This is a genomic window from Xanthomonas hawaiiensis (assembly GCF_031834635.1).
Taxonomy (GTDB): Bacteria; Pseudomonadota; Gammaproteobacteria; order Xanthomonadales; family Xanthomonadaceae; genus Xanthomonas_A; species Xanthomonas_A sacchari.
The window spans coordinates 2,706,947-2,732,597 of the sequence record NZ_CP115873.1; the positions used below are offsets into that span (position 1 = coordinate 2,706,947).

Annotated in this window: 26 protein-coding genes; 3 read left to right on the top strand and 23 right to left on the bottom strand. The window is 69.0% G+C overall.

Features of this window, described 5'->3' with window-relative positions; translation table 11 throughout:
- Positions 1–157: 157 nt before the first annotated feature.
- The 21 genes from PG878_RS11580 to PG878_RS11680 all read right to left on the bottom strand — a co-directional run bounded on the left by PG878_RS11580 (position 158) and on the right by PG878_RS11680 (position 19,435).
- Positions 158–1,744, bottom strand: a complete 1,587-nt coding sequence (locus PG878_RS11580; RefSeq protein WP_209029154.1) for a calcineurin-like phosphoesterase C-terminal domain-containing protein — start codon at positions 1,742–1,744, stop codon at positions 158–160.
- Positions 1,745–2,019: 275 nt separating this feature from the next.
- Entirely contained in the window at positions 2,020–2,865 is an 846-nt protein-coding gene (locus PG878_RS11585; RefSeq protein WP_311185949.1) for a sulfotransferase family protein, read from the bottom strand.
- On the bottom strand, positions 2,862–3,566 hold the full coding sequence (locus PG878_RS11590) for an SDR family NAD(P)-dependent oxidoreductase (protein WP_209029152.1): 705 nt from the start codon (positions 3,564–3,566) through the stop codon (positions 2,862–2,864). The genes PG878_RS11585 and PG878_RS11590 overlap by 4 nt, the downstream gene beginning before the upstream one ends.
- On the bottom strand, positions 3,563–4,318 hold the full coding sequence (locus PG878_RS11595) for a hypothetical protein (protein WP_209029151.1): 756 nt from the start codon (positions 4,316–4,318) through the stop codon (positions 3,563–3,565). Before PG878_RS11595 ends, PG878_RS11590 begins: the two co-directional genes overlap by 4 nt.
- Positions 4,319–4,323: 5 nt before the next feature.
- Positions 4,324–5,670 carry a coproporphyrinogen-III oxidase family protein gene (locus PG878_RS11600; protein WP_209029150.1) on the bottom strand — a complete coding sequence of 449 codons (1,347 nt, stop codon included), beginning with the start codon at positions 5,668–5,670 and terminating at the stop codon, positions 4,324–4,326.
- Complete coding sequence (locus tag PG878_RS11605) at positions 5,667–5,948, bottom strand: acyl carrier protein (protein ID WP_209029149.1); 282 nt, start codon at positions 5,946–5,948, stop codon at positions 5,667–5,669. Before PG878_RS11605 ends, PG878_RS11600 begins: the two co-directional genes overlap by 4 nt.
- Positions 5,941–7,290 carry an AMP-binding protein gene (locus tag PG878_RS11610; protein WP_209029148.1) on the bottom strand — a complete coding sequence of 450 codons (1,350 nt, stop codon included), beginning with the start codon at positions 7,288–7,290 and terminating at the stop codon, positions 5,941–5,943. The genes PG878_RS11605 and PG878_RS11610 overlap by 8 nt, the downstream gene beginning before the upstream one ends.
- Positions 7,287–7,838: a hypothetical protein gene (locus PG878_RS11615; protein WP_209029147.1), complete on the bottom strand. Its 552-nt coding sequence runs from the start codon at positions 7,836–7,838 to the stop codon at positions 7,287–7,289. Before PG878_RS11615 ends, PG878_RS11610 begins: the two co-directional genes overlap by 4 nt.
- Before the next feature lie 200 nt (positions 7,839–8,038).
- Entirely contained in the window at positions 8,039–9,319 is a 1,281-nt protein-coding gene (locus PG878_RS11620; RefSeq protein WP_209029146.1) for a hypothetical protein, read from the bottom strand.
- Positions 9,320–9,328: 9 nt separating this feature from the next.
- The gene (locus tag PG878_RS11625; protein ID WP_244672385.1) at positions 9,329–10,204 is read right to left on the bottom strand and encodes a nucleotidyltransferase family protein; all 876 of its coding nucleotides are present in this window, start codon (positions 10,202–10,204) and stop codon (positions 9,329–9,331) included.
- Between the two features lie 2 nt (positions 10,205–10,206).
- Positions 10,207–10,983, bottom strand: a complete 777-nt coding sequence (locus PG878_RS11630) for an ABC transporter permease (protein ID WP_209029145.1) — start codon at positions 10,981–10,983, stop codon at positions 10,207–10,209.
- Positions 10,984–11,043: 60 nt separating this feature from the next.
- Positions 11,044–11,718: a GrpB family protein gene (locus PG878_RS11635; RefSeq protein WP_209029144.1), complete on the bottom strand. Its 675-nt coding sequence runs from the start codon at positions 11,716–11,718 to the stop codon at positions 11,044–11,046.
- Between the two features lie 262 nt (positions 11,719–11,980).
- On the bottom strand, positions 11,981–12,604 hold the full coding sequence (gene hisIE, locus PG878_RS11640) for a bifunctional phosphoribosyl-AMP cyclohydrolase/phosphoribosyl-ATP diphosphatase HisIE (protein WP_209029143.1): 624 nt from the start codon (positions 12,602–12,604) through the stop codon (positions 11,981–11,983).
- The gene (gene hisF, locus PG878_RS11645; protein ID WP_209029142.1) at positions 12,594–13,370 is read right to left on the bottom strand and encodes an imidazole glycerol phosphate synthase subunit HisF; all 777 of its coding nucleotides are present in this window, start codon (positions 13,368–13,370) and stop codon (positions 12,594–12,596) included. The genes hisIE and hisF overlap by 11 nt, the downstream gene beginning before the upstream one ends.
- On the bottom strand, positions 13,364–14,098 hold the full coding sequence (gene hisA, locus PG878_RS11650) for a 1-(5-phosphoribosyl)-5-[(5-phosphoribosylamino)methylideneamino]imidazole-4-carboxamide isomerase (protein WP_209029141.1): 735 nt from the start codon (positions 14,096–14,098) through the stop codon (positions 13,364–13,366). Before hisA ends, hisF begins: the two co-directional genes overlap by 7 nt.
- Positions 14,095–14,697, bottom strand: a complete 603-nt coding sequence (gene hisH, locus PG878_RS11655; RefSeq protein WP_209029140.1) for an imidazole glycerol phosphate synthase subunit HisH — start codon at positions 14,695–14,697, stop codon at positions 14,095–14,097. Before hisH ends, hisA begins: the two co-directional genes overlap by 4 nt.
- Before the next feature lie 28 nt (positions 14,698–14,725).
- Entirely contained in the window at positions 14,726–15,799 is a 1,074-nt protein-coding gene (gene hisB, locus PG878_RS11660; RefSeq protein ID WP_209029139.1) for a bifunctional histidinol-phosphatase/imidazoleglycerol-phosphate dehydratase HisB, read from the bottom strand.
- On the bottom strand, positions 15,796–16,896 hold the full coding sequence (gene hisC / locus PG878_RS11665) for a histidinol-phosphate transaminase (RefSeq protein ID WP_209029138.1): 1,101 nt from the start codon (positions 16,894–16,896) through the stop codon (positions 15,796–15,798). The genes hisB and hisC overlap by 4 nt, the downstream gene beginning before the upstream one ends.
- Positions 16,893–18,188: a histidinol dehydrogenase gene (gene hisD, locus PG878_RS11670; protein ID WP_209029137.1), complete on the bottom strand. Its 1,296-nt coding sequence runs from the start codon at positions 18,186–18,188 to the stop codon at positions 16,893–16,895. The genes hisC and hisD overlap by 4 nt, the downstream gene beginning before the upstream one ends.
- Positions 18,185–19,099: an ATP phosphoribosyltransferase gene (gene hisG, locus PG878_RS11675; RefSeq protein ID WP_010340765.1), complete on the bottom strand. Its 915-nt coding sequence runs from the start codon at positions 19,097–19,099 to the stop codon at positions 18,185–18,187. Before hisG ends, hisD begins: the two co-directional genes overlap by 4 nt.
- A gap of 9 nt (positions 19,100–19,108) precedes the next feature.
- Positions 19,109–19,435, bottom strand: coding sequence for a YerC/YecD family TrpR-related protein (locus PG878_RS11680; RefSeq protein ID WP_209029136.1), 327 nt, complete (start codon positions 19,433–19,435; stop codon positions 19,109–19,111).
- A gap of 190 nt (positions 19,436–19,625) precedes the next feature.
- On the opposite strand from PG878_RS11680, the gene PG878_RS11685 reads away from it, so the two are divergent.
- Entirely contained in the window at positions 19,626–20,876 is a 1,251-nt protein-coding gene (locus PG878_RS11685; RefSeq protein WP_244672384.1) for a hypothetical protein, read from the top strand.
- 119 nt (positions 20,877–20,995) lie between these two features.
- Here the strand turns inward: PG878_RS11685 and hisS are convergent, their stop codons facing one another.
- A complete protein-coding gene (gene hisS, locus PG878_RS11690) occupies positions 20,996–22,396 on the bottom strand; it encodes a histidine--tRNA ligase (RefSeq protein ID WP_209029135.1) in 1,401 nt (466 codons plus the stop codon).
- A gap of 111 nt (positions 22,397–22,507) precedes the next feature.
- Here hisS and PG878_RS11695 point away from each other — a divergent pair, with 111 nt between their 5' ends.
- Both PG878_RS11695 and PG878_RS11700 read left to right on the top strand, forming a co-directional pair.
- Positions 22,508–23,263: a Crp/Fnr family transcriptional regulator gene (locus PG878_RS11695; RefSeq protein ID WP_209029134.1), complete on the top strand. Its 756-nt coding sequence runs from the start codon at positions 22,508–22,510 to the stop codon at positions 23,261–23,263.
- A 301-nt stretch (positions 23,264–23,564) separates the two neighbouring features.
- Entirely contained in the window at positions 23,565–23,879 is a 315-nt protein-coding gene (locus tag PG878_RS11700) for a hypothetical protein (RefSeq protein WP_209029133.1), read from the top strand.
- A gap of 29 nt (positions 23,880–23,908) precedes the next feature.
- On the opposite strand, the gene thrC is transcribed toward PG878_RS11700, so the two are convergent.
- Positions 23,909–25,210 (bottom strand): threonine synthase, encoded by a 1,302-nt coding sequence (gene thrC / locus PG878_RS11705; RefSeq protein ID WP_209029132.1) that lies wholly within the window; start codon positions 25,208–25,210, stop codon positions 23,909–23,911.
- Positions 25,211–25,651 lie beyond the last annotated feature (441 nt).

Here is a 25,651-nt window from a genome sequence, read left to right on the forward strand (position 1 = left end):
AGTCGGTCGGCGCTTGCATTGGCGAATGGGCCGGCGTTTGTCCGGTCCGGCGCGCCGTCCCAGCCCAGGACAGCGGAAGGAACCTAGATCGCGACCGAGCTGGCGTCACCAAGACGCGACGCCAGGACGCGACTCCAGCATCGCAAGCGCGACGCGTTCAGGGCGACGCGTCCTGCAACCGGTAGCTGGTGCTGGCGCGCTGCTCGCCACGCCAGCGATCGAAGGCGCGGACCTCGATCCGGTGTGCGCCGACGCTCAGGTCGGTGGGCAGGACGCCGCGCCACAGGTGTTCCGACGGCGTGGCTTCCGGCGAACGGTCGTAACCACGCAACGCGTCGGCGGCATCGTCGCGCGCGTTCTCCGCGAGCAGGTCCGGATCCGGCTGCCGGACGTGCCGCATCGGCTTCCAGGGGCCGCCATCGAGACTGTACTCCACACGCGTGTCGTCCTCGCCCATGAACACGTTCGCGTACACGCCCCAGGCCGGGTAGGCACCGCGGCGCAGCACCTTGGGCGCATGCAACTGCAGCTGCGGATCGCCGGCGGCGCGCGCGGCGTGATAGGCGAGCGCATAGTCGCCGCCGCGCTTCACGGTCAGCACGGCATAGCCATTGGGCGTGCCGTCGGACATCGTCGTCACCGGCACGCCGTCGGCGCCCTTGACGCCGGACCAATAGGCGCCACAGGCGGCGCCGACGTTGTACTCGTGCAACGGGCTCGCGCCCTGCCAGCCGTCGGCGGCGGTGTAGTACATGTGCCGCTGGGTGTGGCTGTGCGCGGTGAGCACCAGCACGTGCGGGAAGTCCTTCAGCAGCGCGAACAGCCGCGCACGGTCGGCATGGCGGAAGGACTCCTTGCCGGGGACCGCGTCGAACAGGTGGATATGCATTCCCAGCACCAGCAGCCGATCCTTGGGAACGCTCGCCAGGTAGGTCTGCAGGAACGCGAACTGATCCTCGCGCAGGCCGCCGATGTAATCGGGCTGCCGCTGCGGCTGATAGATCACGTCGTCGAGGAACACGAAGCTGGCGCCCCCATCCTCCGCCGCGTAGGTGTCCGGGCCGTAGATCGCGCGCCAGCTGGCCAACGATTCCAGGTCGTCGGCCGCGTCGAAATTCAGGTCGTGGTTGCCGGGCACGTGGAACCACGGCACGCCCAGCTTGACGGTTTCGGCGTTCAGCGCGGGAAACAGCGACAAGTCGTCGCTGACCAGGTCGCCCAGCGTGGTGCCCAGACGCGCCTGGGTCTTGCCGACCAGCGGGGCGACGATCGCACGGGCGTAGTAGCCGACGTCGGTCATCGAGGCGGTCTGGCTGTCGGCGAACACCAGCACCTCGGTGCTGTCGGCCTTGGGCTGCGCGCGCAGGGCGAAATCCCAGTGTTCGGTGGCGCCGGTCGTCGGCGCGATCCCTGGGTACTTGAGCTTGGGCGAGCCTGCCGGCGCGTAGTGGCGCCAATAGGCAGGCAGACCGTTGCCTGCGCTGGCGAAGGTGTAGCCATCGGGCTTGATCACGAAGACCGTGCGTCCCGGCTCCACTTGCAGGGAATAGCGCCCCTGCGCATCGGTGCGCACGATGTGCACGCCGTCGGAGACCTGCACGCCGGCGATCCCTGGCTCGCCATCGCCACGGCCAGCATGGCCATCGCGCTCCTGGTAGACGCTGCCGCTGATCGTCGCCGGCTGCGCCAGCACGGGAAGTGCGGCGGTCAACAGGCAGGTGAGCACGACGGCACGCAGCAACATGGTCAATCCCGGGGGCAAGCCAAACCGCCATTGTAGCCACTCATCACGGAACGACGGTGACCGCGACCGGACAGTCCAACGCACAGCCAGCGGGCCAGCGACGTCGTGCACAGCCGCCCCGAACGGGTGGGCGGACGCAGGCGATCACTCGAGCCGCGGTCCGGCCCACGCGTCACCTGGTCGCCTGCGCACCCGAGGTCCGCTCAGGCGTCCACCCGAGGACATGCTCCCCTGCCCTGACCCGCCATGTTGGCGATCATGTTCGCAGCGGCCAGTCAGGCAGCTCGCCACGCGTCAGGCCATGGCCTGTCCGCTGCCAGCGCGAAGCCGGCGTTGCGTTGCTGCGCGTGGTGGCGCAGACGTGTGCGCAGCGCAGCGGGGATCGCAACGTCCGCCTTGCCGGCGTGCAAGCGGGAGGCAGCGGGATTCAGCTTCCGGCGGAGATGATCGGGCAGGTCCCGCAGTTGCTTGGTTGCCATGCAACGCACCGCCTCGCGTGCCTGCCGGGCGTCGAAGCTCACCGGCGCTTCCCGGTCGATGCCCAGCCAGCCGCAAAGATCGCGAAACCCCGCCTGCGGCGACGCGTACAGGTCCTCGTAGGTCAGCACCCGCAACCGCTCCTTGGGAAAGAAGCTGCGCCAACGCGACAGCGGCGCGGTGACGTCCAGCAAGTTGAGGTAGTGCAGCCCGAACGGGAAGTACGTGTTCGCGAAACGCGCCTCGCTCGTGCGGAACACGGCCGCCTCGGGATCCGTGTCGGCTTCGTTGCCCGTCCGCAGATACAGCGCATACAGGCTGAGCAGCATGTCGGCCGGGCTTCGCAGCAGCAGCACGATCCGCGCGTCGGGATGCGCCCTGGCGATCCGTGCCGGCGCCTCCTGGCTGTAGAAATACCAGACCGACGCTTCGGCGCGATAGCGCTGATCGCCCGCAGCAGCGAACAGCCGCAGGTAGTCCGCGGGATCGGAGACGGTGTGCGGCTGTGCGGGCAGGTCCGCGGCGTAGAAGTGCGGCTCCTTCAGCACGGTCGCGTAGACGTCCGGATGCTGCTTGAGCGCGGCGAACAACGACGTGGTCCCGCACCTCGGCGCGCCGATGACGAACAGGTTGGGCGCCTTCACCACGGGAAAACCGCCTTGTCCTTGTAGAACTTGCCGGTCTCGCCGCCGCCATCGGCCAGCCACAGGATGGTCTCGGCCCCCTGCTCCGGCGAGCGCGGCGCGGCGATGCCGCCGAGCTTGGTCCTGACCCACCCCGGGGTCATGCAATTGACGCGGATGCCGCTGTCGGCGAGCTCCATGGCCAGCGCCTGGGTCAGCACATTCAATGCCGACTTCGAGCTGCGGTACGCCAGGTTGTTGCCTTCGATCTTGGTCGAACTGCCATGTCCGCTGGAGACATTGATGATCTGCGCCTGCGGCCGCGACTGCATCAGGGGCAGGACCAGCTGGATCAGCCGCCACGGGCCGAAGAAGTTGACGTCGAACGTCGCCCGCGCCTGCGCCTCGGCTTCCGTACTGGGCGTGTCGCGCACGCCGACGGAGACGCCGGCATTGTTCACGAGCACGTCGACATGCCCGTGGGCTCGCGCGATGACGTCGACCACCGCCGCCATCGATGCTTCGGAACAGACGTCCAGCTGGATCGGCGTCACCCCGCTCAGCTGGCGACGCGCGACCACCGCCATGCCATCGGCCAGATTCCGGCAGCCCATGTACACCTGCATGCCACGCTCGGCGAGTCCTTCGCACGTCGCCAGCCCGATCCCGCGATTGCCGCCGCTGATGAGGGCGACCCGATCGCCGCCGTGCGTCTGCGTCATTGCACACCCGCCCGGTATTCCGGAAAGCGATTGAACAGGAACGCCTCCTTGCGCGCGACGAAATCGCGCAACCGATCGTCGAAGTAGTCGCGTGCGTGCGGGCGCGCCCGCGCTTCGTGGGCCTGATCCGGCATGATCCGGTCGTGCTGTCGGACGCGCCTGGACAGCGCCGCATCCGCGCCCAGCCGTTCGAGGTAATCGGCGAGGTCGTCGTTGAGCGTCTCGGTGCGCAGGAACTCGACCGGATACTCATGCGCCTGCAGATGGCCCCTGTCGAGGTCCTGGTCGACGATGCCGGCGAACACGCGCTTCGGGTCCCGGCAAAAGAAGCGAATGAATTGCTCGGTATGCCATCCGATCGCACGTTCGGCCGGCAGCTTCGGCGTGTCGTAGCCGCTGGGCATGCCGCGATGCACATTGACGAAGAAACGATTGGCGATCGCGACGAACTCCCCGAAACCGACCTGGGGATACGCCGGGAACTCCTGCTGGATCCGCGCAGGATCGCAGTACTCCTGCGGGTGCGTCTTCCACCAGCCATAGTGGTACTGCGAGACGTAGCGGTCGAACGGCGAGCGCATGACCGAGAGGATCGGCTTGCCCCGGTCCGCGTCCGGGATCTCGTCGCAGGTGCCGTGCTTGCGCCCGGTTTCGACGGCCCGCGGGCCGTACGCCCGTCGCAGCATCTCGGTGATGAACGTTCCGCCCGTCTTGGGCATATGGATGAAAACGAAATCCGGCGTGATCAGCATCGTGGTCAGGCTCTCAGCGGCCCGGCCTTCCCGGTGAGCTTGCGGCGCAGTCCCGCGCCCAGATAACGGCCGCAATAGTCGCCGTAGAGGATGCCTTCGTCGGTCAGGCGCAGCCGCTCGTCCTCGAGCGTGACCAGGCCCTGGTGCTGGAGGTGCGCAAGGTCCTCGGCGAGCGTCGCGTCCAGTTGCACGCCGTGCCTGTCGCGATAGGCGCCGAGATCGATCGCGGTCGTCTTCAGCCCCATCACCAGATCGCGCAGCATCTGGTCGGCGCTGCTGATCTCCAGCACCCGCTGCGTCGGGATCGCACCGCGCTCGACGCGGTCCAGATAGGCATCGATCTCGGTGACATTCTGCCGGCTGCGTCCGCCGACGGTGCCGAACGCCGATGCGCCGAAGCCATACAGGTCCTCGCCCCGCCAGCGGCTGATGATGTGCCGTTGCGGATACTTCCCTTCGCGGGTGAAGGTGAAATAGGTCGACGGCAGATAGCCCGCCTCGCGCAGCCGCGAAAGACCCCAGCGCGCAAACGCCATTTCCTGGTCCGGACCGGGCAGCGTGAGCGTGCCCTGACGGACGTCGTTCATGTAGTGCGCGTTGGAGTACAACTCCATCTTGTAGACGGTGACCGCATGCACGCCGAGGGAGATGGCGCGGTTGATCGAATGCTGCCAGCTGCCCATCACCTCGCCTTCGAGCCCGGACAGCAGGTCCACATTGACCACGGCACCGGTCTTCAGGGCGCGCTCGATCGCCCGCGAGTTCTTCTCGTCGGTATCGTGCCGACCGGTCAGGGCGACCACGCGGTCGTCGAAGGACTGGATGCCGAAACTGATCCGGTTGACGCCCAGGTCAGCCAACCCATCGATCATGCGGTTGTTCAACGTGATCGGCTCGATCTCGAAGACGAACTCCGGCGCATCGAGCACGAAGCACTCCTCGATCTTGCGCTTGATGCGACGCAGTTGCTCGGGCTGGATCACGCTCGGCGTGCCGCCGCCGAAGTAGATCGACTTCACCGTGCGTCCGCGCAACCTGTGCGCATCGGCGACCAGTTCGATCTCGCGGCACAGCGCATCGACATAGCGCTCGCGTACCGCGTGCGAGGAGTCGGACAGGATCTCGATCTTGAAAAAGCAGTAACGACAGCGCTGCAGGCAGAACGGGATATGGAAGTACAGATGCAGCGGCTGTTCGGCCAGGAGATCGGCGTCGCCGGCCGACTTCCAGTAACGCTGGGGAGGCCACGCCACCACGAAGCCGTCGCGGTTGGGCAGTTCGTTGCGATAGTCCGGCGGCGGCGGCGGCGGACCACGCGTGTCGTCGACCAGCGCGATCGTGAGGTCGGTCATTGCGCCGCCTCGGCCGTGCGCGCCGGCAGGCGCATGAGCACGAGCGAGGCCACGCTGTCCAGCGACCTGAACGTGTCCGACTCCAGATCTTCGTCCAGGATGCGGATCGGGAAGCGGCGCTCCAGATGGTTGATGAACTCCGCCATGCTGATCGAATCCAGCGCAAGCCCGTCGTCCAGGAACGACGCCCCATCCGGGATCTGGTCGTAGCGCACGTTGAGATCCAGGTCCTCGGCGATCAGCCGCTTCAAGGTATCGACGATCTGAGGCTTATCCATGGCAGTAGTCCTTGATGATGGTCTTGCGGTCGGGCTTTCCGCTGCCCAGACACGGCAGATCCGAGACGAGCGTGTAGTGATCCGGCCTGGCGAAGGCCGGCAGCGTGATCGACGCATGCTGCTTGAGGACGTCGACGGTCAGCGTGGGGTTGGCAGGCTTGACCACGGCCGCGATCGCCTTGCCCGCCGTGGTGTCTTCGTCGAGCACGATCGCCACGGCCTGCGCCACGTCGGGCCACGCCATCATCGTGCTCTCCAGATCGGCCAGGATCAGCAGCTTGCCCGCGCGGTTCAGGCTGAGATCGGCGCGGCCGCGAATGCAGAAGCCGCCGCTGTCATCGAAGGCCGCGATGTCGCGCGTATCCCAGACAGTGGGAAACGCCATCAGTTCGCCTTGATGGGCCAGATGCGTGGCGGCGTGCGGATGGGTCACCAGGAGATTGCCCTGTCCGGCGCTGGTGTCCGCGATGCAGGCGGACACGCCATCGAGCAGACGCAACGCCCCGGGCGCATTGGGCGCGGAAATCGCGATCACGCCCAGTTCGGAACTTCCGTAGAGGTCGAAAACGCGATTGAAGACCTGTTGCGCCTGCGCGTGCAGCACGGGCGGCGTCGCGTCGCCGGCAAGCACCAGGCCGCGACAGCCGACGACCGGGGCGTTCCTGCGCTGCAGCAGCATGCGCAACAGGTGCGGCGTGGAAAAGACCCAGGTGGGCCTTGCAGCGCGCAGCCCATCGTTGAAGCCCAGCAGATTGGCCTTGGGCAGCAGATGGATCTGCGCGCCGGCCAGCAATGCCGGCAGCAGCGCCGCGCCGAGACCGTACATGTGATGCAGGGGAACGGTGATCAACACCCGATCGTCGGCGCCAAGTTGCAACCGGCGCAGCACCATGGCGCTGGTCGCCAGCAGATCGTCGTAGGCATGCCAGATCACCTTGGGCGCCCCCACCGTGCCCGAGGACAGCACCGCCAAGCCCGCGGGCCACTGCGCATGCCCTGCCGGGGGCGGGGCGATCTGCAGCGGCGGCGGCGCAGCGCCAGCTTCGATCGCCGCACCGACCTGCACATCGCACAGCGGCGGTGGCGCCGTGTTGCCTGCACACAGCAGCAGCGAATGCCCATCGACAATGGCGGCCAGCAGTTGCGACAGCATCTCCAGATCGTCGACGCCCAGCAGCGCCGCCCGCGTGTACCCGCGATTGGCCTTCCAGCGCGCGCGCCCGCTGCGCAGCAGGTCCTGCAGCGTCGCCCGCGCTCCATTCAGGTGCACCACGCTGCCGCTGGCGGCGAGCATGCCGCGCCAGTCGTGCGCAGGCGCGCTGGTGCGCGCGACCGGCGTCATCGTGCGCGCTCCAGCGATTCGTTGTTGAGGATTTCGCTGACCTCGACGCAGTCGATGCCGTTGAGTCTCATCGTGTAGCGCCGCGATAGCGCCCAGGTCGATTCCGTGCGCAGACTGCGAGGTGCAGGCACGGCGAGCGTCTCCAGGTCGGTCTTTTCGAGAAGACCGCGATCGTGCGGATCGAACAGCTTGCCGATTCCCATGCTGCCGTCGAGCAGCTTCTGCCGCTGCTGCGCGTCGACGCAGGACAGGCGGATCGACGATTCGGCGACCAGGAGGATGTTGCGTGGATCACGCACGTAAAGGCGGGAACGGCGGCACAGGATCTCGCCTTCGTTCGCCCGCGCTTCGATATGCTGATCGAGGACCTGGACCTCGACGGGCGATCCGGCGAGCGCCTCCAGAAAGAAGGTGGTGGAGCCGCGCAAGGCCAGATAAGCGTTGAGCCGTTGCGAAGGGACCGCGTCGGCGCACACTCCATCGGCATACGCGTCCGCAGGGGGCGCGTCCGGAGAGGCGGTCCAGGAGGCCAGCAGGTGCGAGGTCATATCCGTCCTTGAAACATGCTGCAGGCCGAAAACATACGGCTGTCAGATGCACAACCAATAATTGTGCATTTCCTTATGCTGTAAGGGCTGTGGCCCGAGTATATTCAGAAGAATTTGCGAAATTCAACGCACCTTTCATCCGCGGCACGAAAATGTAGACAAGTGATGGCGTCGATGCGGGGGCGGCAGTGCGCGGACTCTCACCGCGTTCGTGGTGCGAGCACCGTCTCGACCGATGCAGAAAATACCCATGCGGTGTCTCGGCACGGCTGCGCATTGGGATCGTAGCCGCCCACGTACAGCATCCCGGGTTCGAAGGGCGAGGCCGCGAAGCTGCGTGCGGCAAACAGCGGCGTGGACGGCGCCAGATCCGCGGATTCGATCCGCGCGAGCGTATGCCGTTGCCCGTCCGGATCGCGGATCAGATACCAGGCGTCGCGGGCCCAGCCGTCCGGCGGATGGACGTCGTCGCTGGCGCTGTCGCTGGCGCCAACGCCTGCGAGCAGCAACGTCTGTCCGCTGGCGGGATCGAGCACCGGCGTGAAATCGTCGTAGGCGACCACGCCGAAGGCGGGACGCGCCCCCCAATGCTCGCCCAGAAACTCGAGCACATCCAGTTCAAGAGTCTCCCTGAAGTCGTCCTGCGGATCGATCCGGACGATGCGGCAACGGTCGCCTTCCAGCGCCGCCAGCAACACCTGGCCCGGTCCCGAGGCACGCGGCACGCCCATGAGTCCGCGATATCCGCAACTCGGGACGATCAGCGGCTCGGCGATGGTGTGGACGCTCTCCCATCGCGGTGCAGGGCCGTCGATGCGCCGATAGATGTGCGGCCTGATGCTGACGTACAGGACCCCATCGCATTCGGTGAAGGCCATGGGCCGGCGCCGGTAGCCGCTTAGCTCGGGCTGTCGGTCCCAGCGGATCTTGCCTGGCGCGTCCGGATCGTAGCTGCCGCTGAAGATGCCGAGCGGCAAGGTGCCGACGAAGACGCGCTCCTGCCCGGTCACCGTATCGCGGTGGACGAAGAAGCTGCGCGCGGCAGTCAGGCCCGATCCGCTCCCCAGGTGCGTGCGCGCCCACGTCCCGGTGTCGTCGTCGAGGCAATCGATATACACGGCGCCCTTGTTGTTGGACGGCCCGGCGAGCAGCAGCGAGATGGGCGCATCGAGCGTTCGCCCGCGTTCGTCCTGGGTAAACGCCACCGACCTGAGCGTTGCCCGCCAGTAGTCGCGGTCATAGGCGTGCACCTGGCGCCATTCGCCGTCGGCCCGATCCAGCATGGCGACCTGGGCGCCGACCGGCGGGTCGCCTGGCAGGTAGCGGTGGTGGGAATAGGACAACAGGGAGAACAGCTTTCCTTGATGCGGCACCAGATGCAGCACTTCGGTGCCACCGAGCAGGTGGCCGTCGCTGTCGCGCACCCCGGCTTGGAAGACGCGCCGGAACGGTGCCGGCGTCGTGGCGATGGATGCGTGCATGCAGGCCTCTCAGGCGAAGAAGGCGTCCAGGGTCTCGATGGAGGCAGCTTGGCGGGCATGCGCGTAGAGAACACCCTTGAACGCCGCCTGCTGATCGCGCTCCACGCGCAACTGCTCAGGCGTCCATCGCCGAATGCGCGCCCCCATGCCCTGGATGTCGCGATCGGCATGGCGTTCCAGATACTCGAGCACGTTCGGCGTCGGCGCATAGCCGCGACTGAGGAATTGCGCGATGCGGAAGGTCATCCGGTAGCTCGCCTCCAGCACCCGGGGGTGAGCGATGATCCGGAGGGATTTTTCGCGCAGATCCTGAATGCCGCAGCGCAGAGGATCGAGCAGCATCTGCGCGGCGCAATCGTAATAGAACGCATTGACCGAGAAATCGCGCATCAGCGCGTCTTCGACCAGATCCGAACGCGCGACGAACGTGGTCGTCCACATGTCGCTGCCCTGGATATCCCGCCAACTGCGCAGGATGTTGAGATCGACCGCGCCCGACGCGGGGTCGCCCCAGCGCACCACGCCGAACCGGTCGTTGCGCATGCGCACGGCGGCGGCATCCGCATCGGGATAGGCGTCGCGGAGCAGGCGCAGCGCCTCGTCCACGCCGCAATCCAGCGCCAGGTCGATGTCCTTGCCGGGCAGGCCCACGAGCCAGTCGCGTGGCGCACCACCGACAACGAACACGCGCTTGCCGGCACGGCCCAACACGGCGATCAGGTCGCGCACGCGCACCTCGTATCGGGCGTCCCGATATACCGGTTGATCGAGTGCCGCTTCCACCAGGCCTGGCGCAAGCGCGGCATCGCCGATGTCCATGTCGCGAGCTCCCTGATCCTGGCGGCCGATCGTCACCGCTGCGTCCCGCGCATGCTTCATCGCCATGCTCAGGATCTGACGCCGACACCTCTGCCGAGCAACGTCAGCGCGACAGCGGCCAAGCCTATAATGAACATCAGCATGACCACAAGCGAGGTGCCGACGCTCGCCGCCGTATCCGCACCCAGCACACCGTAGCGGAACGCGCTGATCATGTGCATCAGCGGATTGATGCGCGCGATGCTCTGCCAGGGCTCGCCCAGCAGGCCGATCGGGTAGAACACACCGCCGAGATAGGACAACGGCGTCAGCACGTAGGTCGACACATGCGCAGTGTCGTAGAAGTTCTTCGCGTAGATCGCGACGATGACGCCGACCAGCGAAAAGATCGTGGCCGCCAGAAGCGCCGAAAGAAAGACGATGAACGGGTGCGCGACCTGCAACGCGGTCATCGGCAATGCGATCACCAATACCAGGCCGCCGACGAGCAGGCCGCGCACCACCGCCGCGGCCACATAGCCCAGCAGGATGGTCCAGTCGTGCATGGGCGATACCAGCAGTTCTTCGATCGCGCGATTGAAGCGGATGAAATAGAACGCGTTCGATGCGTTTGCGTAGCTGTTGGTGATGATGCACATCATCACCAGGCCCGGCGCGATGAAGTGCAGGTAGCTGACGCCGTCGACGGTTCCGATCCGGATTCCGATCAACTTGCCGAAGATCAGGACGTACAGCACCATCATCGTCAGCGGCGGAACCAGCGTCTGCACCCACATGCGGAACATGTGCGCGATTTCGCGCCGAACCAGGGCCTGCAGTGCGATCAGGCTGCGCGAGGCTTTCACGCCGCACCGGATCGCGTCGGCAGATCAAGCCGGGATGCCTCCAGGACGGATGCCGGCATGTCAGGTCCCCTGGCGCCACGCATTGGCGCGCGCGGTGATCCGCACGACCAGGACTTTCTTGAACACGCTGTATTCCAGCCAGGTCTGGCCGGGCACCGCCGCCAGCGCCTGCTTGAGCTCCAGATAGCGCTGCCGCTCTTGCGGAAACGTACGCAGGAAATCGCGGAAATTGCGGATGTCGGTGAATCGGGGATTGTCGGCGGCGCAGGTATGGACCACGAACGCGCGATCGCCGGCCTGCCCGATGCGCCAATGCCAGGAGAATCCTGCATCGATCGGGCTTTCGCCATATGCCTGATAGCCGAGTTCCGACAGTCTCCGGGACTGCCGTTCGGCCGACAGCGACGCGCCGCGCGCCATCGCGATGTCCAGGATGTTCTTGCTCGGCAAGTCCGGGATCGATGTGCTGCCGATATGCTCGACACCCAGCACATCCTCTCCGGCGAACGCCTCCAGCAGCCGCCCTTTCTCGTCTTCGAATGCTTGCGGCCAACTGGCGTCGTAGTGGCTCTGCATGTCCAGCGCCAACGCCGGCGGGCGCACCCGCGCGTAACGACGCACGAGGTGTTCGATCGTCTCTGCGCCCAACTCGCCGGGCGGCACCTGCTCCTTGAGTCGCCTGATGACGCGCGTCAGCTGCAAGGCACGCCCGAGATCCTCGGCGTTGCGGCTCATGGACCGATACCGGCGGACCGCGCAAGGCGCGCATTGCCCGCATCGAGGCGTGATGCATCCAGCCGACTCACCATTGCATCTCCATTGCACGTCAGTTGATCGCCGCGAACGCGATTCGTGGCCTGCACATCCGCGTTGGTGCTGCAATCTTGGCAGCGCATTCGCGCGTGTCCGCATGCTTATCAATGACATGCGGGTTGTCAAGCGACATCAGGCTGCGATGTGGACAAGATGGGCGACGCCTGACGCGGCGTCGCCTGGACTAACGGTGCCGCGCTTCCAGCACCGCCACCGCGTCGGCCAGGCCCAGGCCGCGCGCGCGCAGCAGCACGGTCAGGTGGTAGAGCAGGTCGGCGGATTCGCCGAGCAGTTCGTCGTCGCCTTGGGCGACGCCGGCCAGCGCGGTCTCCACGCCCTCCTCGCCCACCTTCTGCGCGATGCGCCGCGTGCCTTTCTCGAACAGCTGCGTGGTGTAGCTGCCGGGCGGCCGTTCGCGTTCGCGCTGCGCGACCAGGCGGTCGAGCGCGCCCAGGAACTGGCCCGGCGCCTGCGGGAAACAGCTGTCGCGGCCGAGGTGGCAGGTCGGCCCGCGCGGATGCGCCAGCACCAGCAAGGTGTCGCGATCGCAATCGGTGTCGATCGCCACCACGTCCAGGACATGGCCGGAGCTTTCGCCCTTGGTCCACAGCCGCTGCTTGCTGCGGCTGTAGAAGGTGACCTGGCCGCTGCGGCGCGTGGCCGCCAGCGCCTCCTGGTTCATGTAGCCCAGCATCAGCACGCGCAGGGTCGCCGCGTCCTGCACCACCACCGGCAGCAGGCCGTCGCCCTTGCCCCAGTCCAGCGCCGCGTCGGCGGCGTCTTCGCCGTGGGAATGTTCATGCGCCATCGCGCACCTCGATCTGTCGTTGGCGCAGGAAGCGCTTGAGTTCGGGAATGGGGATCGCGCCGCTGTGGAAGACGCTGGCGGCCAGCGCGCCGTCGACGTCGGCACGCTCGAACACGTCGGCGAAGTGCTGCATCTCGCCGGCGCCGCCGGAGGCCACCAGCGGCACCTTGCACAGGGCGCGCACTTCGTGCAGTTGGGCGATGTCGTAGCCGCGGCGCACGCCGTCGCTGTCCATGCAGTTGAGCACGATCTCGCCGGCCCCCAGGCGCTGCGCCTCCACCACCCAGTCCAGGGTGCGCACGCGCAGCGCCTGGGTCTTGCTGGGGTCGCCGGTGAAGCGGCGCACGCGCCACTGGCCGTCGTCCTCGCGGATCGAATCGATGCCGACCACCACGCACTGCACGCCGAAGGCCTCGGCCAGCTCGGCGATCAGCGCCGGGCGCTCCAGCGCCGGCGAATTGATCGAGATCTTGTCGGCGCCCGCGTGCAGCACCGCACGTGCGGTGGCGACATCGCGGATGCCGCCGGCCACGCAGAACGGGATGTCCAGCAACCGCGCCACTTTCTCGACCCAGGCATAGTCCACCGAGCGCCCTTCCGGACTGGCGCCGATGTCGTAGAACACCAGTTCGTCGGCGCCCTGGTCGCGGTAGCGCAACGCCAGTTCGGCGATATCGCCCATGTCCACGTGGTCGCGGAACTTGACGCCCTTGACCACGCGCCCTTCGCGCACGTCCAGGCACGGGATGATGCGCCGGCTCAGCATGCCAGCGCCTCGTCCAGGCGCAGCCGCCCTTCCAGCAAGGCCTTGCCGAGCACCGCGCCGGCGCAGCCGGCCTCGCGCGCGCCGCGCACGTCGGCGGCGTCGCGGATGCCGCCGGAAGCCTGCACCGCCAGCGTCGGCGCGAGCTGCCGCAGGTGTGCGTACAGCGCCAGGTTCGGTCCGGACAGCATGCCGTCGCGGGCGATGTCGGTACACAGCAGATGGACCAGCCCGGCCGTGGCGTACTCGGCGGCCAGCGCATCCAGGCTCAGCGACGAAGTCTCGGTCCAGCCGTGCACGGGCAGGCGCCAGACGCCGTGCGCGTCCTGGCGGCTGTCCAGTGCCACGGTGATGCGCTCGGGACCGAACTCGGCCAGCCATTCCAGCACCGATTCGCGATCGCGCACCGCCAGCGAGCCGATCACCACGCGGCTGGCGCCGGCCTCGAGCAGGCGCTGCACGTCGGCGCGCGAGCGCACGCCGCCGCCGGTCTGCACCTGCAGCCCGGTCTCGCTGCGGATCCGCTGCAGCAGCGGCGCCAGGGTGTAGCCGCCGGCACGGGCCGCATCCAGGTCGACCAGGTGCATCCACTGCGCGCCGGCATCGGCGAAGGCCTGCGCGCGGCGCAGCGGATCGTCGCCGTAGTGGGTCTCGCGGGCGTAGTCGCCCTGCGCCAGCCGCACCACGCGGCCGTCGCGGATGTCCAGCGCGGGATAGACGACGAAGCTCATGGGAAATCGGTCTCAAGGAAGTTGCGCAGGATGCGCGCGCCGGTGTCGGCCGAGCGCTCGGGATGGAATTGCGCGCCGCAGCGGCGACCATGCTGCACCACCGCGGTGAACAGACCGCCATGATCGCAGGCGGCGACGGTGTCGGCGGTGACCGGCGCAGCGTAGCCGTGCACGAAGTAGGCGCTGGCGCCGTCCGGCACGCCCGCCAGCAGCGACGACGGCCGCAGCGGCAACAGCCGGTTCCAGCCCATGTGCGGCACGCGGATGCCCAGCGCCGGCGGCATGCGCCGGACCACGCCGGTCAACAGGCCCAGGCAGTCGACATCGCCCTCCTCCGAGCGTTCGAACAGCAACTGCATGCCCAGGCAGATGCCGATCAGCGGCACCTGTAGCGCGCGCAATGGCTCGATCAGACCTTGCTCGCGCAGACGCGCCATGGCGTGCGGCGCGGCGCCGACACCCGGCAATATCACCCGGTCCGCGCCTTGCAGTCCGGCGGCATCGCGCACCAGCCTGGCTTCCACGCCGAGGCGTTCGAGCGCGTAACGCACCGAACCGAGGTTGGCGCCGCCGGCATCGATCAGGGCGACATCGCTCATCGCACGCTCCCTGAAAAACCTGCGCGCATCACAGTACCCCCTTGGTCGAGGGCAGCGCCGCACCCTCGCGCTTCAGCGCCTGGCGCAAGGCACGCGCCAGCGCCTTGAAGCAGGCCTCGACCTTGTGGTGGTCGTTGTCGCCGCGCACGCTCAGGTGCAGGTTCAGCCCGGCCGCGTCGCACAGCGAGCGGAAGAAGTGCGGCACCAGTTCAGTCGGCATGTCGCCGACCCGCTCGCGCTTGAACTCCCCTTCGAACACGAAATACGGACGCCCGCTGAAGTCCAGCGCGGCGCTGGCCAGGGTCTCGTCCATCGGCAGGGTGAAGCCGTAGCGGCCGATGCCGCGCTTGTCGCCCAATGCCTGGCGCAATGCCTGCCCCAGCGCCAGGCCGGTGTCTTCGATGGTGTGGTGTTCGTCGATGTGCAGGTCGCCCTCGGCGCGCACGTCCAGGGCGAAACCGCCGTGCTTGCCGATCTGCTCGAGCATGTGGTCGAAGAACGGCAGGCCGGTGGCGCAGTGCGGGTCGCGCGCCAGATCCAGGTCGAGTTCCACCGCAATGCGGGTTTCCTTGGTGTCGCGCTGCACCCGCGCACGCCTTGGCGCATCGGCCAGTTCATGGGCGATGCCGGCCCAGTCCCACTCGCCGCCGAACTGCGCGGTGCGCAACTGGAAGCCGCGGATGCGCAGGTTCTCGGCGAACTGGATGTCGGTGGCACGGTCGCCGACCATCGCCGAGCGCGCCCAGTCGATGCTGCGGTCCTGCAGGTACGGCAGCATCAGGCCGATGCCGGGCTTGCGCGTGGGCGCGTTGTCGGCCGGCCAGCTGCGGTCGACCAGCACCTCGCGGAACACGATGCCCTGGCTGGCGAAGATCTGCAGCATCAGGTCGTTGGGGCCGTCGAACGCGGCCTGCGGATAGGCCTCGCTGCCCAGGCCGTCCTGGTTGGTGACGATGACGAACTGGTAGCCGGCGTCGCGCAGCTTGAGCATCGCCGGGATCACGCCCTGCACGAAACGCAGCTTCTCGTAGGCGTCGATCTGGAAGTCGGCCGGCTCCTCGATCAAGGTGCCGTCGCGGTCCACGAACAGGATCGGGGTCATGCCGCCGCCCTCCACGCCTGCAAGGCGCCGAGCACGCGCTGGTTCTGCGCCGGCGTGCCCAGAGTGATGCGCAGCGCATCGCCCAGGCCCGGCGCGGCGCGCTGGTCGCGCACCACCACCCCGGCCGCCAGCAGCGCCTGGAACGCGCCCTCGGCGTCGTCGAAGCGCAGCAGCAGGAAATTGCCCTGCGACGGATACACCTGGCGCACGCCCGGCAACACCGCCAGCGCCGCCTGCATGCGCGTGCGTTCGGCGCGCACCTCCTGCACCCGTGCGGCGGTCTGCCGCAACGGTTCGGGCTGCAGCGCGGCCAGCGCCAGTTGCGTGCACGGCGCCGGAATCGGATACGGCGCCTGGCAGCGTCGCAGCACCGCGATCAGCGCCGGGTCGGCGATCACGCAGCCGATCCGTGCCGCCGCCAGCGCATGCGCCTTGGACAGCGTACGCAGCACCGCCAGGTTGGCATGGCGCGCAAGCAAGGTCGTGGCCGAGGCTTCGTCGGAGAACTCGCCATAGGCTTCGTCCACCACCAGCACCGCGCGTCCCTGCAGGCGCTCGGCGGCGCGGGTGATGTCGGCCAGCGCGATCGCCGCGCCGCCGGGATTGCCCGGCGAGCACAGGAACACCAGTTTGGCCATCTGGCTCAGCGCGGCGTCCACCACCGCGTCCACGTCGGTCAGCAGGCCGTCGGCGGTATCGCGCAGCGGCACCTCGACCACGCGCGCGTTCTGCAGCCGCGCGCAGACCGCGTACATGCCGAATACCGGCGGGGTGATGACGATGGCGTCGCGGCCCGGCTCGCACAGGGCGCGCAGCAGCAGGTCGATGGCCTCGTCGCTGCCGCGGCCAAGCAGCAGTTGTTCCGGGGCGCAGGCGTACAGCGCGGCCAACGCCGTGCGCAGCGCCGGAGGCTGCGGGTCGGGATAACGGCGATTGCCGGCGTCGCCATCGGCGGCGTTGGCCCAGGCCGATTCGTTGGCGTTGAGCCAGACCTCGCCCTGCAGCGCACTGCTGCGCGCGGATGAGTAACCGGCGAACTCACGCAGGTCCGGGCGGACCAGTGCCAGCACGGCGCGCGCGTCGGCGGCCGCGCTCATGCCGCCTTCTCCATGCGCAGCGCCACCGCATTGGCGTGCGCGTCCAGGCCCTCGGCACGCGCCATCAGCACCGCGCAGCCGCCGATCGTGGCGATGCCGGCGGCACTGGCGCTCTGCACACTGACGAAATTCTGGAAGCTGGCCACGCTCACGCCGCTGTAGGCGCGCGCCGCGCCGCTGGTCGGCAGCACGTGGTTGGTGCCGCTGCAGTAGTCGCCCAGCGCCTCGGGCGTGTAGTCGCCGAGGAACACCGAGCCGGCGGCCTCGACACGGTCCAGCCAGTCGCGCGGCGCACGCAGCGCCAGGATCAGGTGTTCCGGGGCGTAGCGGTTGCTGATGGCGAAGGCGTCGTCCAGCGTGTCGACGCGGATCAGCCGCGACGCGGCCAGCGCCTGCCGGGCGATCGCTGCGCGCGGCAGCGTCGCCAGCTGCCGCTCCAGTTCGTTCTCCACCGCCTCGATCAGCGCGGCACTGTCGGACAGCAGCAGCACCTGCGAATCCGGGCCGTGCTCGGCCTGCGACAACAGATCGGCGGCGACGAAGGCGGCATCGGCACCGGCGTCGGCGATCACCAGCACCTCGGACGGACCGGCCGGCATGTCGATCGCCGCCGCACCGGCCTGCGCCACCTGCTGCTTGGCCTCGGTGACGTAGCTGTTGCCGGGGCCGAACAGCTTGTCGCAGGACGGCACGGTCTCGGTGCCGAAGCCCATCGCCGCGATCGCCTGGGCGCCGCCGAGCTTGAATACGCGGTCCACCCCGCACAGCGTGGCCGCGACCAGCACCGCCGGATCGGCCGAGCCATCGGCGCGCGGCGGCGTGCACAGCACCACCTCGCGACAACCAGCCAGCGCCGCCGGCACGCACAGCATCAGCGCGGTCGACGGCAGCGGTGCGCTGCCGGCCGGCACGTACAGGCCGACCCGGCCGATCGGCCGCACCACGCGTTCGCAGACCACGCCCGGCGCGGTCTCGACCGCGTAGGGCTGCGCCATGCCCGCACGGTGGAAGGTGTCGATCCGCGTCGCCGCCTCGGCCATCGCCGCGCGCAGCGGCGCCGGCACCGCCGCTTCGGCGGCGGCGAACTCCTCGGCACTCACTTCGAGCGTCTCCAGCACCACGCCGTCGAAGCGCGCGGTAAGCTCGCGCAGCGCGACGTCGCCGCGGCTGCGCACCGCGTCCAGCACCTGCGCCACGGCGCTGCGGGTCTGGTCGGCGACGCGCTGCACCGGCCGGGTCAGCGCCTGGGTGCGCTCCTGCGCGTCGAGCGCGCTCCATTCCAATCGATTCATGCCAGCGACCGCTCCACCGTCAGGACCATCAACCCCTGCGCGCCTGCGCGCTCCAGTTCCTCCATGCGCTGCCAGGTGATCGCGCCGTGGCACATGGTCTGCAACTGCAGCGGGCCATCGGCATCGCCAGGCAGTTGCACCAGCGGTTCGGCATCGGGCAGCAGCCGCGCCAGGTCGGCGACGCGCTCGCGCGCGGCGCGGAACATCAGCAGCTTGCTGTCGCGTAGCTTGAGCACGCCGTCGAGCCGGCGCAGCAGCATCGCCGCCAGGCCGGCGCGGGCGTCGGCCGGTTCGCGGACCGGGCCGGCCAGCACCGCCTCGCTCTCCAGCAGCGTCTCCACCGGCTTGAGCTGATTGGCGGCCAGGGTCGCGCCGCTGGAGACCAGGTCGCAGATCAGGTCGGCGGTGCCCAGGCGCGGCGCGATCTCCACCGAACCGGACAGTTCCACCACCTGCGCGGCGATGCCGCGCGCGTCCAGCCAGTCGGCCAGCACCGCCGGGTAGCTGGTGGCGATGCGCAGCCCCTGCACCTGCTGCGGACCGCTCCACTCCCAGCTCTCCGGCACCGCCAGCATCAGCCGGCACTGGCCGAAGTTCAGTCCGCGCAGGGCGCGATAGGCCTCCGGCAAGCCGTTGCGGCGGCGCTCGCCGGCCTGCTCGTCGAGCTCGTTGCGGCCGACGATGCCGAAGTCGCACACGCCGTCGGCGATCAGGCCGGGAATGTCGTCGTCGCGCACCAGCAGCAGGTCCACCGGCAGGGATTCGCCGTAGCAGAACAGCTTGTCGCGGCTCTCGCGCCAGCTCAGCCCGCAGGCGGCCAGCACCGCGCGGGCCGGCTCGGCCAGGCGGCCACTCTTCTGGATCGCGATACGCAGCCGGTCGCGGGCCGGTGCTGCCAGGGAAGCACTCATCAGGACATCTCAGTGGGAATCGGAGGGGCGCGCCGTCTGCCGGCGCAGCGCCGCGGCATAGCCGCCGGCGCCGTATTCCAGGGTCCGTGCGACACGGCCGATGGTGGTGACGCTGACCTGGGTCAGATCGTGGATCTCGCGGTACGGCACGCCCTTGAGCAGCAGCGGCACCACCCGCCAGCGGTCGGCCATCGCCTCCAGCTCGGCCGGCGTGCACAGGTCCTGCAGGAACGCCGCCACTTCCTGCGGCTTGCCGAGCTGGGCCAGGGTGCGCGCCAACGCCTTGAACGAGGCGTCGTCATCGCGGTCTGCTGCAGGGGCGGGACGCTGTTTCATTGCGCTAATGTAATAGCACGCTATTACAAGGTCAAGCGTGTGCGGGCCGCAGGAACCTGACGTTCAGCCTGCGGACCATCCTGCTGCGCGTTCTGGCGCCCTGCTCGTTGCCGCGCCCCCCCACTCACGCTGCGCGCAGACGCGGTCCGCAGCGCATGGAAGGATCGCCCGGCGGCCGCTAGGATCGGCAATGACCGACGCCCCTCTGGAGTACCGCATGCGCCATGCGTGTTTTGCCGCTGTTGCCCTGTGCCTGGCGACGCCGGCAGTGGCGCAGCCGCCGCCGGCGCCTCCCGCTCAGGGAGCCGCAAGCGGCGACACCGCGGCCACTGTGGAGGAACTGCCGATCCGCTCCACCGCCCAGCTCGCGACCTACCTGCGCGCCCACGCCGGCCAGGCCACTCCCCTGGACGCCCTCACGCCCGGCGCGCGCGAGCGCTTTCTCGACGGCCTGGTGTTCGGCCGCGACGGCCTGGGCGGATTCGATACGCAGGATCTGCCGCAACTCACCCGCGAACAGGGCCGCGCATTGCTGGCCCTGTTCGGCGCCGAGCGCTACGCCGAGCGCTTGCCGCACTGGGCGACGCAGCCGCGCGCTTACGATCCCGCCGCCCCGATCGGCGACCTGGAGCGTCGCTACAACGTCTACAACCGGAATCTGGACGGCCTGCGCCGCACCGGACGCGATCCCTGGCCCGCAGTGCGCAGCGCCCTGTCCGAAGCATTCGATCCGGCGGCCCTCGCGCACTCGGACGCGACCGCGCTGGACCTGCTGTATCGGGCCGTCGTCGCGACCTACGCGCTGCGCCCCACCCCGGCGGGACTGGACACGCAACTGCAGGTGCTGGCGCAGTTGCGGCGTCGCGGCCAGGCCAGCGCGGCGCAGGTGGACGACGCCGGCAACGCGCTGCTGCTCGCGCATCGTGTGGAAGACGCACGCCGCCTGGTGGCCGATGGCGGCAGCGCCGACTGGCCGCATTGGCTGCGCTTCGAGGACCGCCTGGGCGCGCAGGCGCAGGGGCCGACACTGTGGTCACTGGACGCCGATGGCCGCACCCTGCGCCGGCAGCGCATCGATCTGCGGCCGACCCAACTCCTGGTGACCGCCGGCTGCCATTTCGCTGCCGACGCCGCGCGCGCGATTGCCGCCGATCCCGAACTGGGTCCAGCGTTCCGGCGCCATGCGCTGTGGCTGACCCTGCCGCCCGGCAGCGAGAACCTGGAGGCATTGCGCGCCTGGAACCAGGCCCAGCCGCAGACGCCGCTGCATCCGCTCTACGACGTGGAGGAATGGCCGCTGCTGCCGCGCGAATGGCGCATGCCGACGTTCTTCCTGGTGCGCGACGGCAAGGTCCTCGCGCAATTGCAGGGCTGGCCGGCGGACGACATCGCGCAACGCAGCGCACTGAAGGCGATGCTGCAGGGTGCGGGGCTGCTGTAGCCCCTACCCCGTTTAGGGATTAGCAGCGGCCGGCGTTACCGGCGAGGCCGGTCGCGGCTGAAGCCGCTCCTACGAAATCTTGCACAGCGCGGCGGCCGTCGCCGGCCGCCGCGACCGGCTCAGGCCATGACCTTGGCCTGCTCCAGTTCCACCTGCAGCGTGCTGGCCAGTTCGTCGCGGGCGACCTCGAACTGCTGCTCGCGCAGCAGGTCCTTGACCGCGACCACGCCGCGCGCCAGTTCGTCGTCGCCAGCCAGCACCACGAAGCGGATGCCGGCGCGGGCTGCGTACTGGAACTGCTTGCCGATCTTCTTCGGCTCCATCTGCACTTCGGTGTTGATGCCGCCGGCACGCAGGCGCCGCGCGATGTCCAGCGCGTCGTCCAGCTTGGCCTCGTCCATCAGCGCCACCATCGCCTGCACGCTGCTGGAGGCGATGCCGTCGATCAGGCCGGCCTCGCGCAGTTGCCAGAACAGCCGGGTCAGGCCGATGGAGATGCCCACGCCGGGCAGCCTGGACTTGCTGTAGTGGCTGGCCAGGTCCTCGTAGCGGCCGCCCGAGCAGATCGAGCCGATCTGCGGGTAGTCGGTCAGCAGGGTCTCGTAGACGGTGCCGGTGTAGTAGTCCAGGCCGCGGGCGATGGAGAAGTTCAGGCAGTACGCGGTCTCCGGCACGCCCAGCGCCTTGACCAGGGCCAGCACCTCGCGCAGTTCGGCCACGCCCTCGCGCAAGGTCGCACTGGAGGCCGCGTCGGCCTCCAGCGCCTGCAGCCGCGCCAGCGCATCGGCATGGCCGCTGGAGCGCACCGCGACGAAGTCGAGGATGCGCTGCACCTGCTCGGCGGGAATGCCGAAACCCTCGCCGGCCAGCGTCTCGCGCACGTAGTCGGCGCCGCGCTTGTCCAGCTTGTCGACCTCGCGCAGCACCGCGAGCTGGCGCTCGCCCTCGGCCACGCCCAGGCTTTCGAAGAAGCCGCGCATCAGCTTGCGGTTGTTCAACTGCACGGCGAAATCGCCGATGCCCAGCTCGGCGAACACCGCGTGGATCACCGCCAGCACCTCGGCGTCGTAGCGGATGCTCAGCGCATCCTTGCCGATCACGTCGATGTCGCACTGGTAGAACTCGCGGAAGCGGCCGCGCTGGGCGCGCTCGCCGCGGTACACGCGCTGCATCTGGTAGCGGCGGAACGGGAAGCTCAGTTCGTGCTCGTGCTCGGCCACATAGCGGGCCAGCGGCACGGTCAGGTCGAAGCGCAGCGCCAGCTCCGGCAGCCCGCCCTCGGCGCCCTCGGCCGCGGCATTGGCCAGCGCACCGGTGGATTGCACGAAGTACACCTGGCGCTCGGTCTCGCCGCCGGACTTGGTCAGCAGCACGTCGGACAGCTCGAACACCGGCGTCTCCACCGGCAGGAACCCGAACCGCTCGTAGTTGCGGCGGATGACGTCCAGCATGCGCTGGAACGCGATCTGCTCGCGTGGCAGCAATTCCATGATGCCGGGCGGCGTACGGGGCTTGATCACGTGCGGAACTCCTGCGATTCGGGGGCGAGCGGAACGCCAATTCTAGCCGCACCGGCCACGCCCGACCGCATCGGCGTATCATTCGTGGGTGCCGACGCCGCTGCCACGCCCATGAACAGGCCTCCTTCCGGATTCGCCCTGCCCTACGCCGAACCGGCCGCCGCGCGTGCGCCGCACGGCAGCGAATGCCTGCATTGCGCGGTCCGCCACCTGGCGATCTGCTCGGCGCTGGCCTGCGACGAGGTGCAGGCGCTGGAACGGGTCACGACCTCGCTGACCTACGCCGCCGGCGCCACCCTGGCGCGCACCGGCGAGGCGCGCCAGGCGGTCTACACGGTGACTGCCGGCGCGCTGCGCCTGGTCCGCACCCTCGCCGACGGCCGTCGCCAGGTGGCCGGTTTCGTGCTGCCTGGCGACTACGTGGGCCTGAGCGAATCGGCCCGGCATCGCCATGACATCGAAGCCATCGCCGACAGCCGGGTGTGCCGGGTGCCGGTGGCGCAGATGCAGCAGTTGCGCACTCAGTTCCCGCACCTGGAGCGTAAGCTGCTGCAGCGCGCCTGCCTGGAACTGGACGCGGCGCAGGACGCGGCGCTGGCGCTGGCGCGGCTGCAGCCGGCCGAGAAGCTGGCCGATTTCCTGCTCAAGCTCGCCGCCCGCGCCGCACGCCAGGGCGATGCCGGCAACAAGGTGGTGCTGCCGATGGGCCGCGGCGACATCGCCGACCATCTCGGCCTGACCATGGAGACGGTCAGCCGCACCTTCACCAAGCTGCGCCAGCAGGGCCTGATCGCCTTGCCGCAACTGCATGTGGTCGAGATCCGCGACTTCGCCGCGCTGCACCGGCTGGCGTCGGACGAAGACTGAGCGGACCGCTGCTGGCGATTTTTTCGCCAGGCCGCTGCAGGCACTGACGCCACGCGCCGCCCGGCCGGTTATCCACAGGATTCCCGGGCAACGCTCCACACCACGTGTGGACAACCGTGCAGCGTCCGCTGGCGGCCAACGGATCGCCTGTCTGCTGGCGCGTGCAGCGCTGCCACCACGCCCGCTCTGAACGCTTCAGCCGGCCTTCGCGGCAGCGGCGTCCTGCCGGCTTAGACTGCGTGCGCAATACACCTGCGGCGCCGCCGCGGTGCCGGTGGGGGGGACCACTCGGAGGGCCACTATGGCCGTCGCCATCGAGATGCAACACGCCTCGCGCGCCTGCGTGATGCTGGACCGCGAGCGCGAACTGGAGTTCTGGAAGGCGCATTTCGCGCACAGCCCCTTCCATCAGCCCGGTTACACGTTCCACGACTACGAGCCGGCGCTGAAGCTGGCCTACGATGCCTACCTCAAGTACCACGGCCAGCGCGTGGAGGACGTGGTCGCGCAATTGCGCGACGTGTTCCTGCGCGACCACCCGCGCTCGCGTCTTGACTGGCTGCAGGTGCGCAGCATCGTCCTGGCCGCCTGGCAGCGGCTGCAGCCGTCCGACTGAGCCGTCGGGCGCGCGCAGGCCCGCGTTGCTCAACCGGCCAGCAGCCGCCCGCGCAACGCCGCGTAGTCCGGCGCGATCGGCTCGGCCTGCGCCGGCCGCTGCAGCAGCGCCGCCAAGGCCGGCGGCACCGGCACCGGCTGCCCGATCAGCGGTTCCACCACCCCTTCGAACTTGGCCGGATGCGCAGTGGCCGCCACCGCCCAGTCGCCGGCATCGGCCTCGGCGCCCTCGGCGCGCAGTTGCTGCAGCACGTGCAGCGCTGTGGCGGTATGCGGGCAATGCACCTCGCCGTAGCGGCGGAAACGCTCGCCGATGGTCTGGCGGATCTGCGCGTCGTCCACCGAGTACGCCTGGAACTGGGTACGCAGCGTGGCGTCGTCGCCCTGGTACAGCCAGCGCAGGCGCTCGACGTTGCTCGGCGCGCCGACGTCCATCGCATTGGCCAGCGTCGCCACGCTGGGCTGCGGCGCGTAGTCGGCGCCGGCGAAGAAGTCGGGCAGCACGCGGTTGGCGTTGGTCGCCAGCACGATCCGACCCAGCGGCACGCCCAGCGCACGCGCCAGGATCGCGGCCAGCGCATTGCCCAGGTTGCCGGTGGGCACCACCAGGTTCAGCGGCTGCGCATGCGCGGCATGGTGCTGCAGCGCTGCGTGCGCGTAGTAGCTCATCTGCGGCAGCAGGCGCCCCAGGCTGATGCTGTTGGCCGAACTCAACGGCGCCTGCGCCTGCAGCTCGGCGTCGTTCAACGCCTGCTTGACCAGCGCCTGGCAGTCGTCGAAGGAGCCGCCCACGCGCAGCGCCTGGATGTTGTCGCCGAAGCAGCCGAGTTGATGCGCCTGCCGCGGCGACACGCGCCCGTCCGGATACAGCACCACCACGCGCAGCCCAGGCTGGCGATGGAACGCGGCCGCGACCGCGGCGCCGGTGTCGCCCGACGTGGCGACCAGGATGGTCAGCGGCGTCGTTGCGCCGCGCCGCAACCGGGTCAGGCAGGCGGCCAGGAAGCGGGCGCCGAAGTCTTTGAACGCGGCGGTCGGGCCATGGAACAGCTCCAGCGCATGGTCGCCGGGCGTGGCCAGCGGCTGCAGGGGCGCAGGGAAGTCGAAGGCTTCGGCGCAGATCGCCGGCAGCTCCGCGGCTAGGGCGTCGCCGTCGAAGAACGGCGCCAGCAGGTCCGCTGCGGTCTCGGCGAGGCTGGCGCCGGCACGCAGGTCGCGGGCGGCGGGCATGCGCTCGGGCACGTACAGGCCGCCATCGGGGGCGAGGCCAGCGGCGATGGCCTGGCTGAGCGAGACCGGGGGTGCGGCGTGACGGGTGGAAATGAAGTTCATGGTGGTTCCATTAACGGGGGGAATTCGATCGCACTGCCTGCTGTTGCTGTTGCTATTGCTGTTGCTCTTTTGCTTTACCCGGGGGACCCCTCGGCGCGGCAGCCGCGGCGGGCGAATACCCGAAGGGCGACGCGCAGGATGCGCGTCGTTTTTCGCCGGCACATGGGTGAGCCGGATAGAGGCGAAGCATAGCTTCGCCCCGGCGAACGGGCTGGCGCCGTGAGGCGCCTGCCCCGGGCTTGGCCGCGTAGCGGACAAGTGCCGTCGAAAAATGTCCGTCGTGGCTGCGGACCCGGAGCGCGTAGCGCGGAGGGCGCGCTGCGGGGTGTGCTTTCTTTTGGTTACTTTTCTTTGCACAAGCAAAGAAAAGTAACTCGCCGACAGGCGAAAGCCTTTGATGTTGCTGCTACTTTAAGACTCTTGTAGGAGCGGCTTCAGCCG

What these genes read in the sequence shown, in the direction of transcription:
- PG878_RS11580 (WP_209029154.1), bottom strand. Translation starts at nt 1,744, where the DNA reads ATGTTGCTGCGTGCCGTCGTGCTCACCTGCCTGTTGACCGCCGCACTT.
- PG878_RS11590 (WP_209029152.1), bottom strand. Translation starts at nt 3,566, where the DNA reads ATGACGCAGACGCACGGCGGCGATCGGGTCGCCCTCATCAGCGGCGGC.
- PG878_RS11595 (WP_209029151.1), bottom strand. Translation starts at nt 4,318, where the DNA reads ATGCTGATCACGCCGGATTTCGTTTTCATCCATATGCCCAAGACGGGC.
- PG878_RS11600 (WP_209029150.1), bottom strand. Translation starts at nt 5,670, where the DNA reads ATGACCGACCTCACGATCGCGCTGGTCGACGACACGCGTGGTCCGCCG.
- PG878_RS11605 (WP_209029149.1), bottom strand. Translation starts at nt 5,948, where the DNA reads ATGGATAAGCCTCAGATCGTCGATACCTTGAAGCGGCTGATCGCCGAG.
- PG878_RS11610 (WP_209029148.1), bottom strand. Translation starts at nt 7,290, where the DNA reads ATGACGCCGGTCGCGCGCACCAGCGCGCCTGCGCACGACTGGCGCGGC.
- PG878_RS11615 (WP_209029147.1), bottom strand. Translation starts at nt 7,838, where the DNA reads ATGACCTCGCACCTGCTGGCCTCCTGGACCGCCTCTCCGGACGCGCCC.
- PG878_RS11620 (WP_209029146.1), bottom strand. Translation starts at nt 9,319, where the DNA reads ATGCACGCATCCATCGCCACGACGCCGGCACCGTTCCGGCGCGTCTTC.
- PG878_RS11625 (WP_244672385.1), bottom strand. Translation starts at nt 10,204, where the DNA reads ATGGCGATGAAGCATGCGCGGGACGCAGCGGTGACGATCGGCCGCCAG.
- PG878_RS11635 (WP_209029144.1), bottom strand. Translation starts at nt 11,718, where the DNA reads ATGAGCCGCAACGCCGAGGATCTCGGGCGTGCCTTGCAGCTGACGCGC.
- hisIE (WP_209029143.1), bottom strand. Translation starts at nt 12,604, where the DNA reads ATGGCGCATGAACATTCCCACGGCGAAGACGCCGCCGACGCGGCGCTG.
- hisF (WP_209029142.1), bottom strand. Translation starts at nt 13,370, where the DNA reads ATGCTGAGCCGGCGCATCATCCCGTGCCTGGACGTGCGCGAAGGGCGC.
- hisA (WP_209029141.1), bottom strand. Translation starts at nt 14,098, where the DNA reads ATGAGCTTCGTCGTCTATCCCGCGCTGGACATCCGCGACGGCCGCGTG.
- hisH (WP_209029140.1), bottom strand. Translation starts at nt 14,697, where the DNA reads ATGAGCGATGTCGCCCTGATCGATGCCGGCGGCGCCAACCTCGGTTCG.
- hisB (WP_209029139.1), bottom strand. Translation starts at nt 15,799, where the DNA reads ATGACCCCGATCCTGTTCGTGGACCGCGACGGCACCTTGATCGAGGAG.
- hisC (WP_209029138.1), bottom strand. Translation starts at nt 16,896, where the DNA reads ATGAGCGCGGCCGCCGACGCGCGCGCCGTGCTGGCACTGGTCCGCCCG.
- hisD (WP_209029137.1), bottom strand. Translation starts at nt 18,188, where the DNA reads ATGAATCGATTGGAATGGAGCGCGCTCGACGCGCAGGAGCGCACCCAG.
- hisG (WP_010340765.1), bottom strand. Translation starts at nt 19,099, where the DNA reads ATGAGTGCTTCCCTGGCAGCACCGGCCCGCGACCGGCTGCGTATCGCG.
- PG878_RS11680 (WP_209029136.1), bottom strand. Translation starts at nt 19,435, where the DNA reads ATGAAACAGCGTCCCGCCCCTGCAGCAGACCGCGATGACGACGCCTCG.
- PG878_RS11685 (WP_244672384.1), top strand. Translation starts at nt 19,626, where the DNA reads ATGACCGACGCCCCTCTGGAGTACCGCATGCGCCATGCGTGTTTTGCC.
- PG878_RS11695 (WP_209029134.1), top strand. Translation starts at nt 22,508, where the DNA reads ATGAACAGGCCTCCTTCCGGATTCGCCCTGCCCTACGCCGAACCGGCC.
- PG878_RS11700 (WP_209029133.1), top strand. Translation starts at nt 23,565, where the DNA reads ATGGCCGTCGCCATCGAGATGCAACACGCCTCGCGCGCCTGCGTGATG.
- thrC (WP_209029132.1), bottom strand. Translation starts at nt 25,210, where the DNA reads ATGAACTTCATTTCCACCCGTCACGCCGCACCCCCGGTCTCGCTCAGC.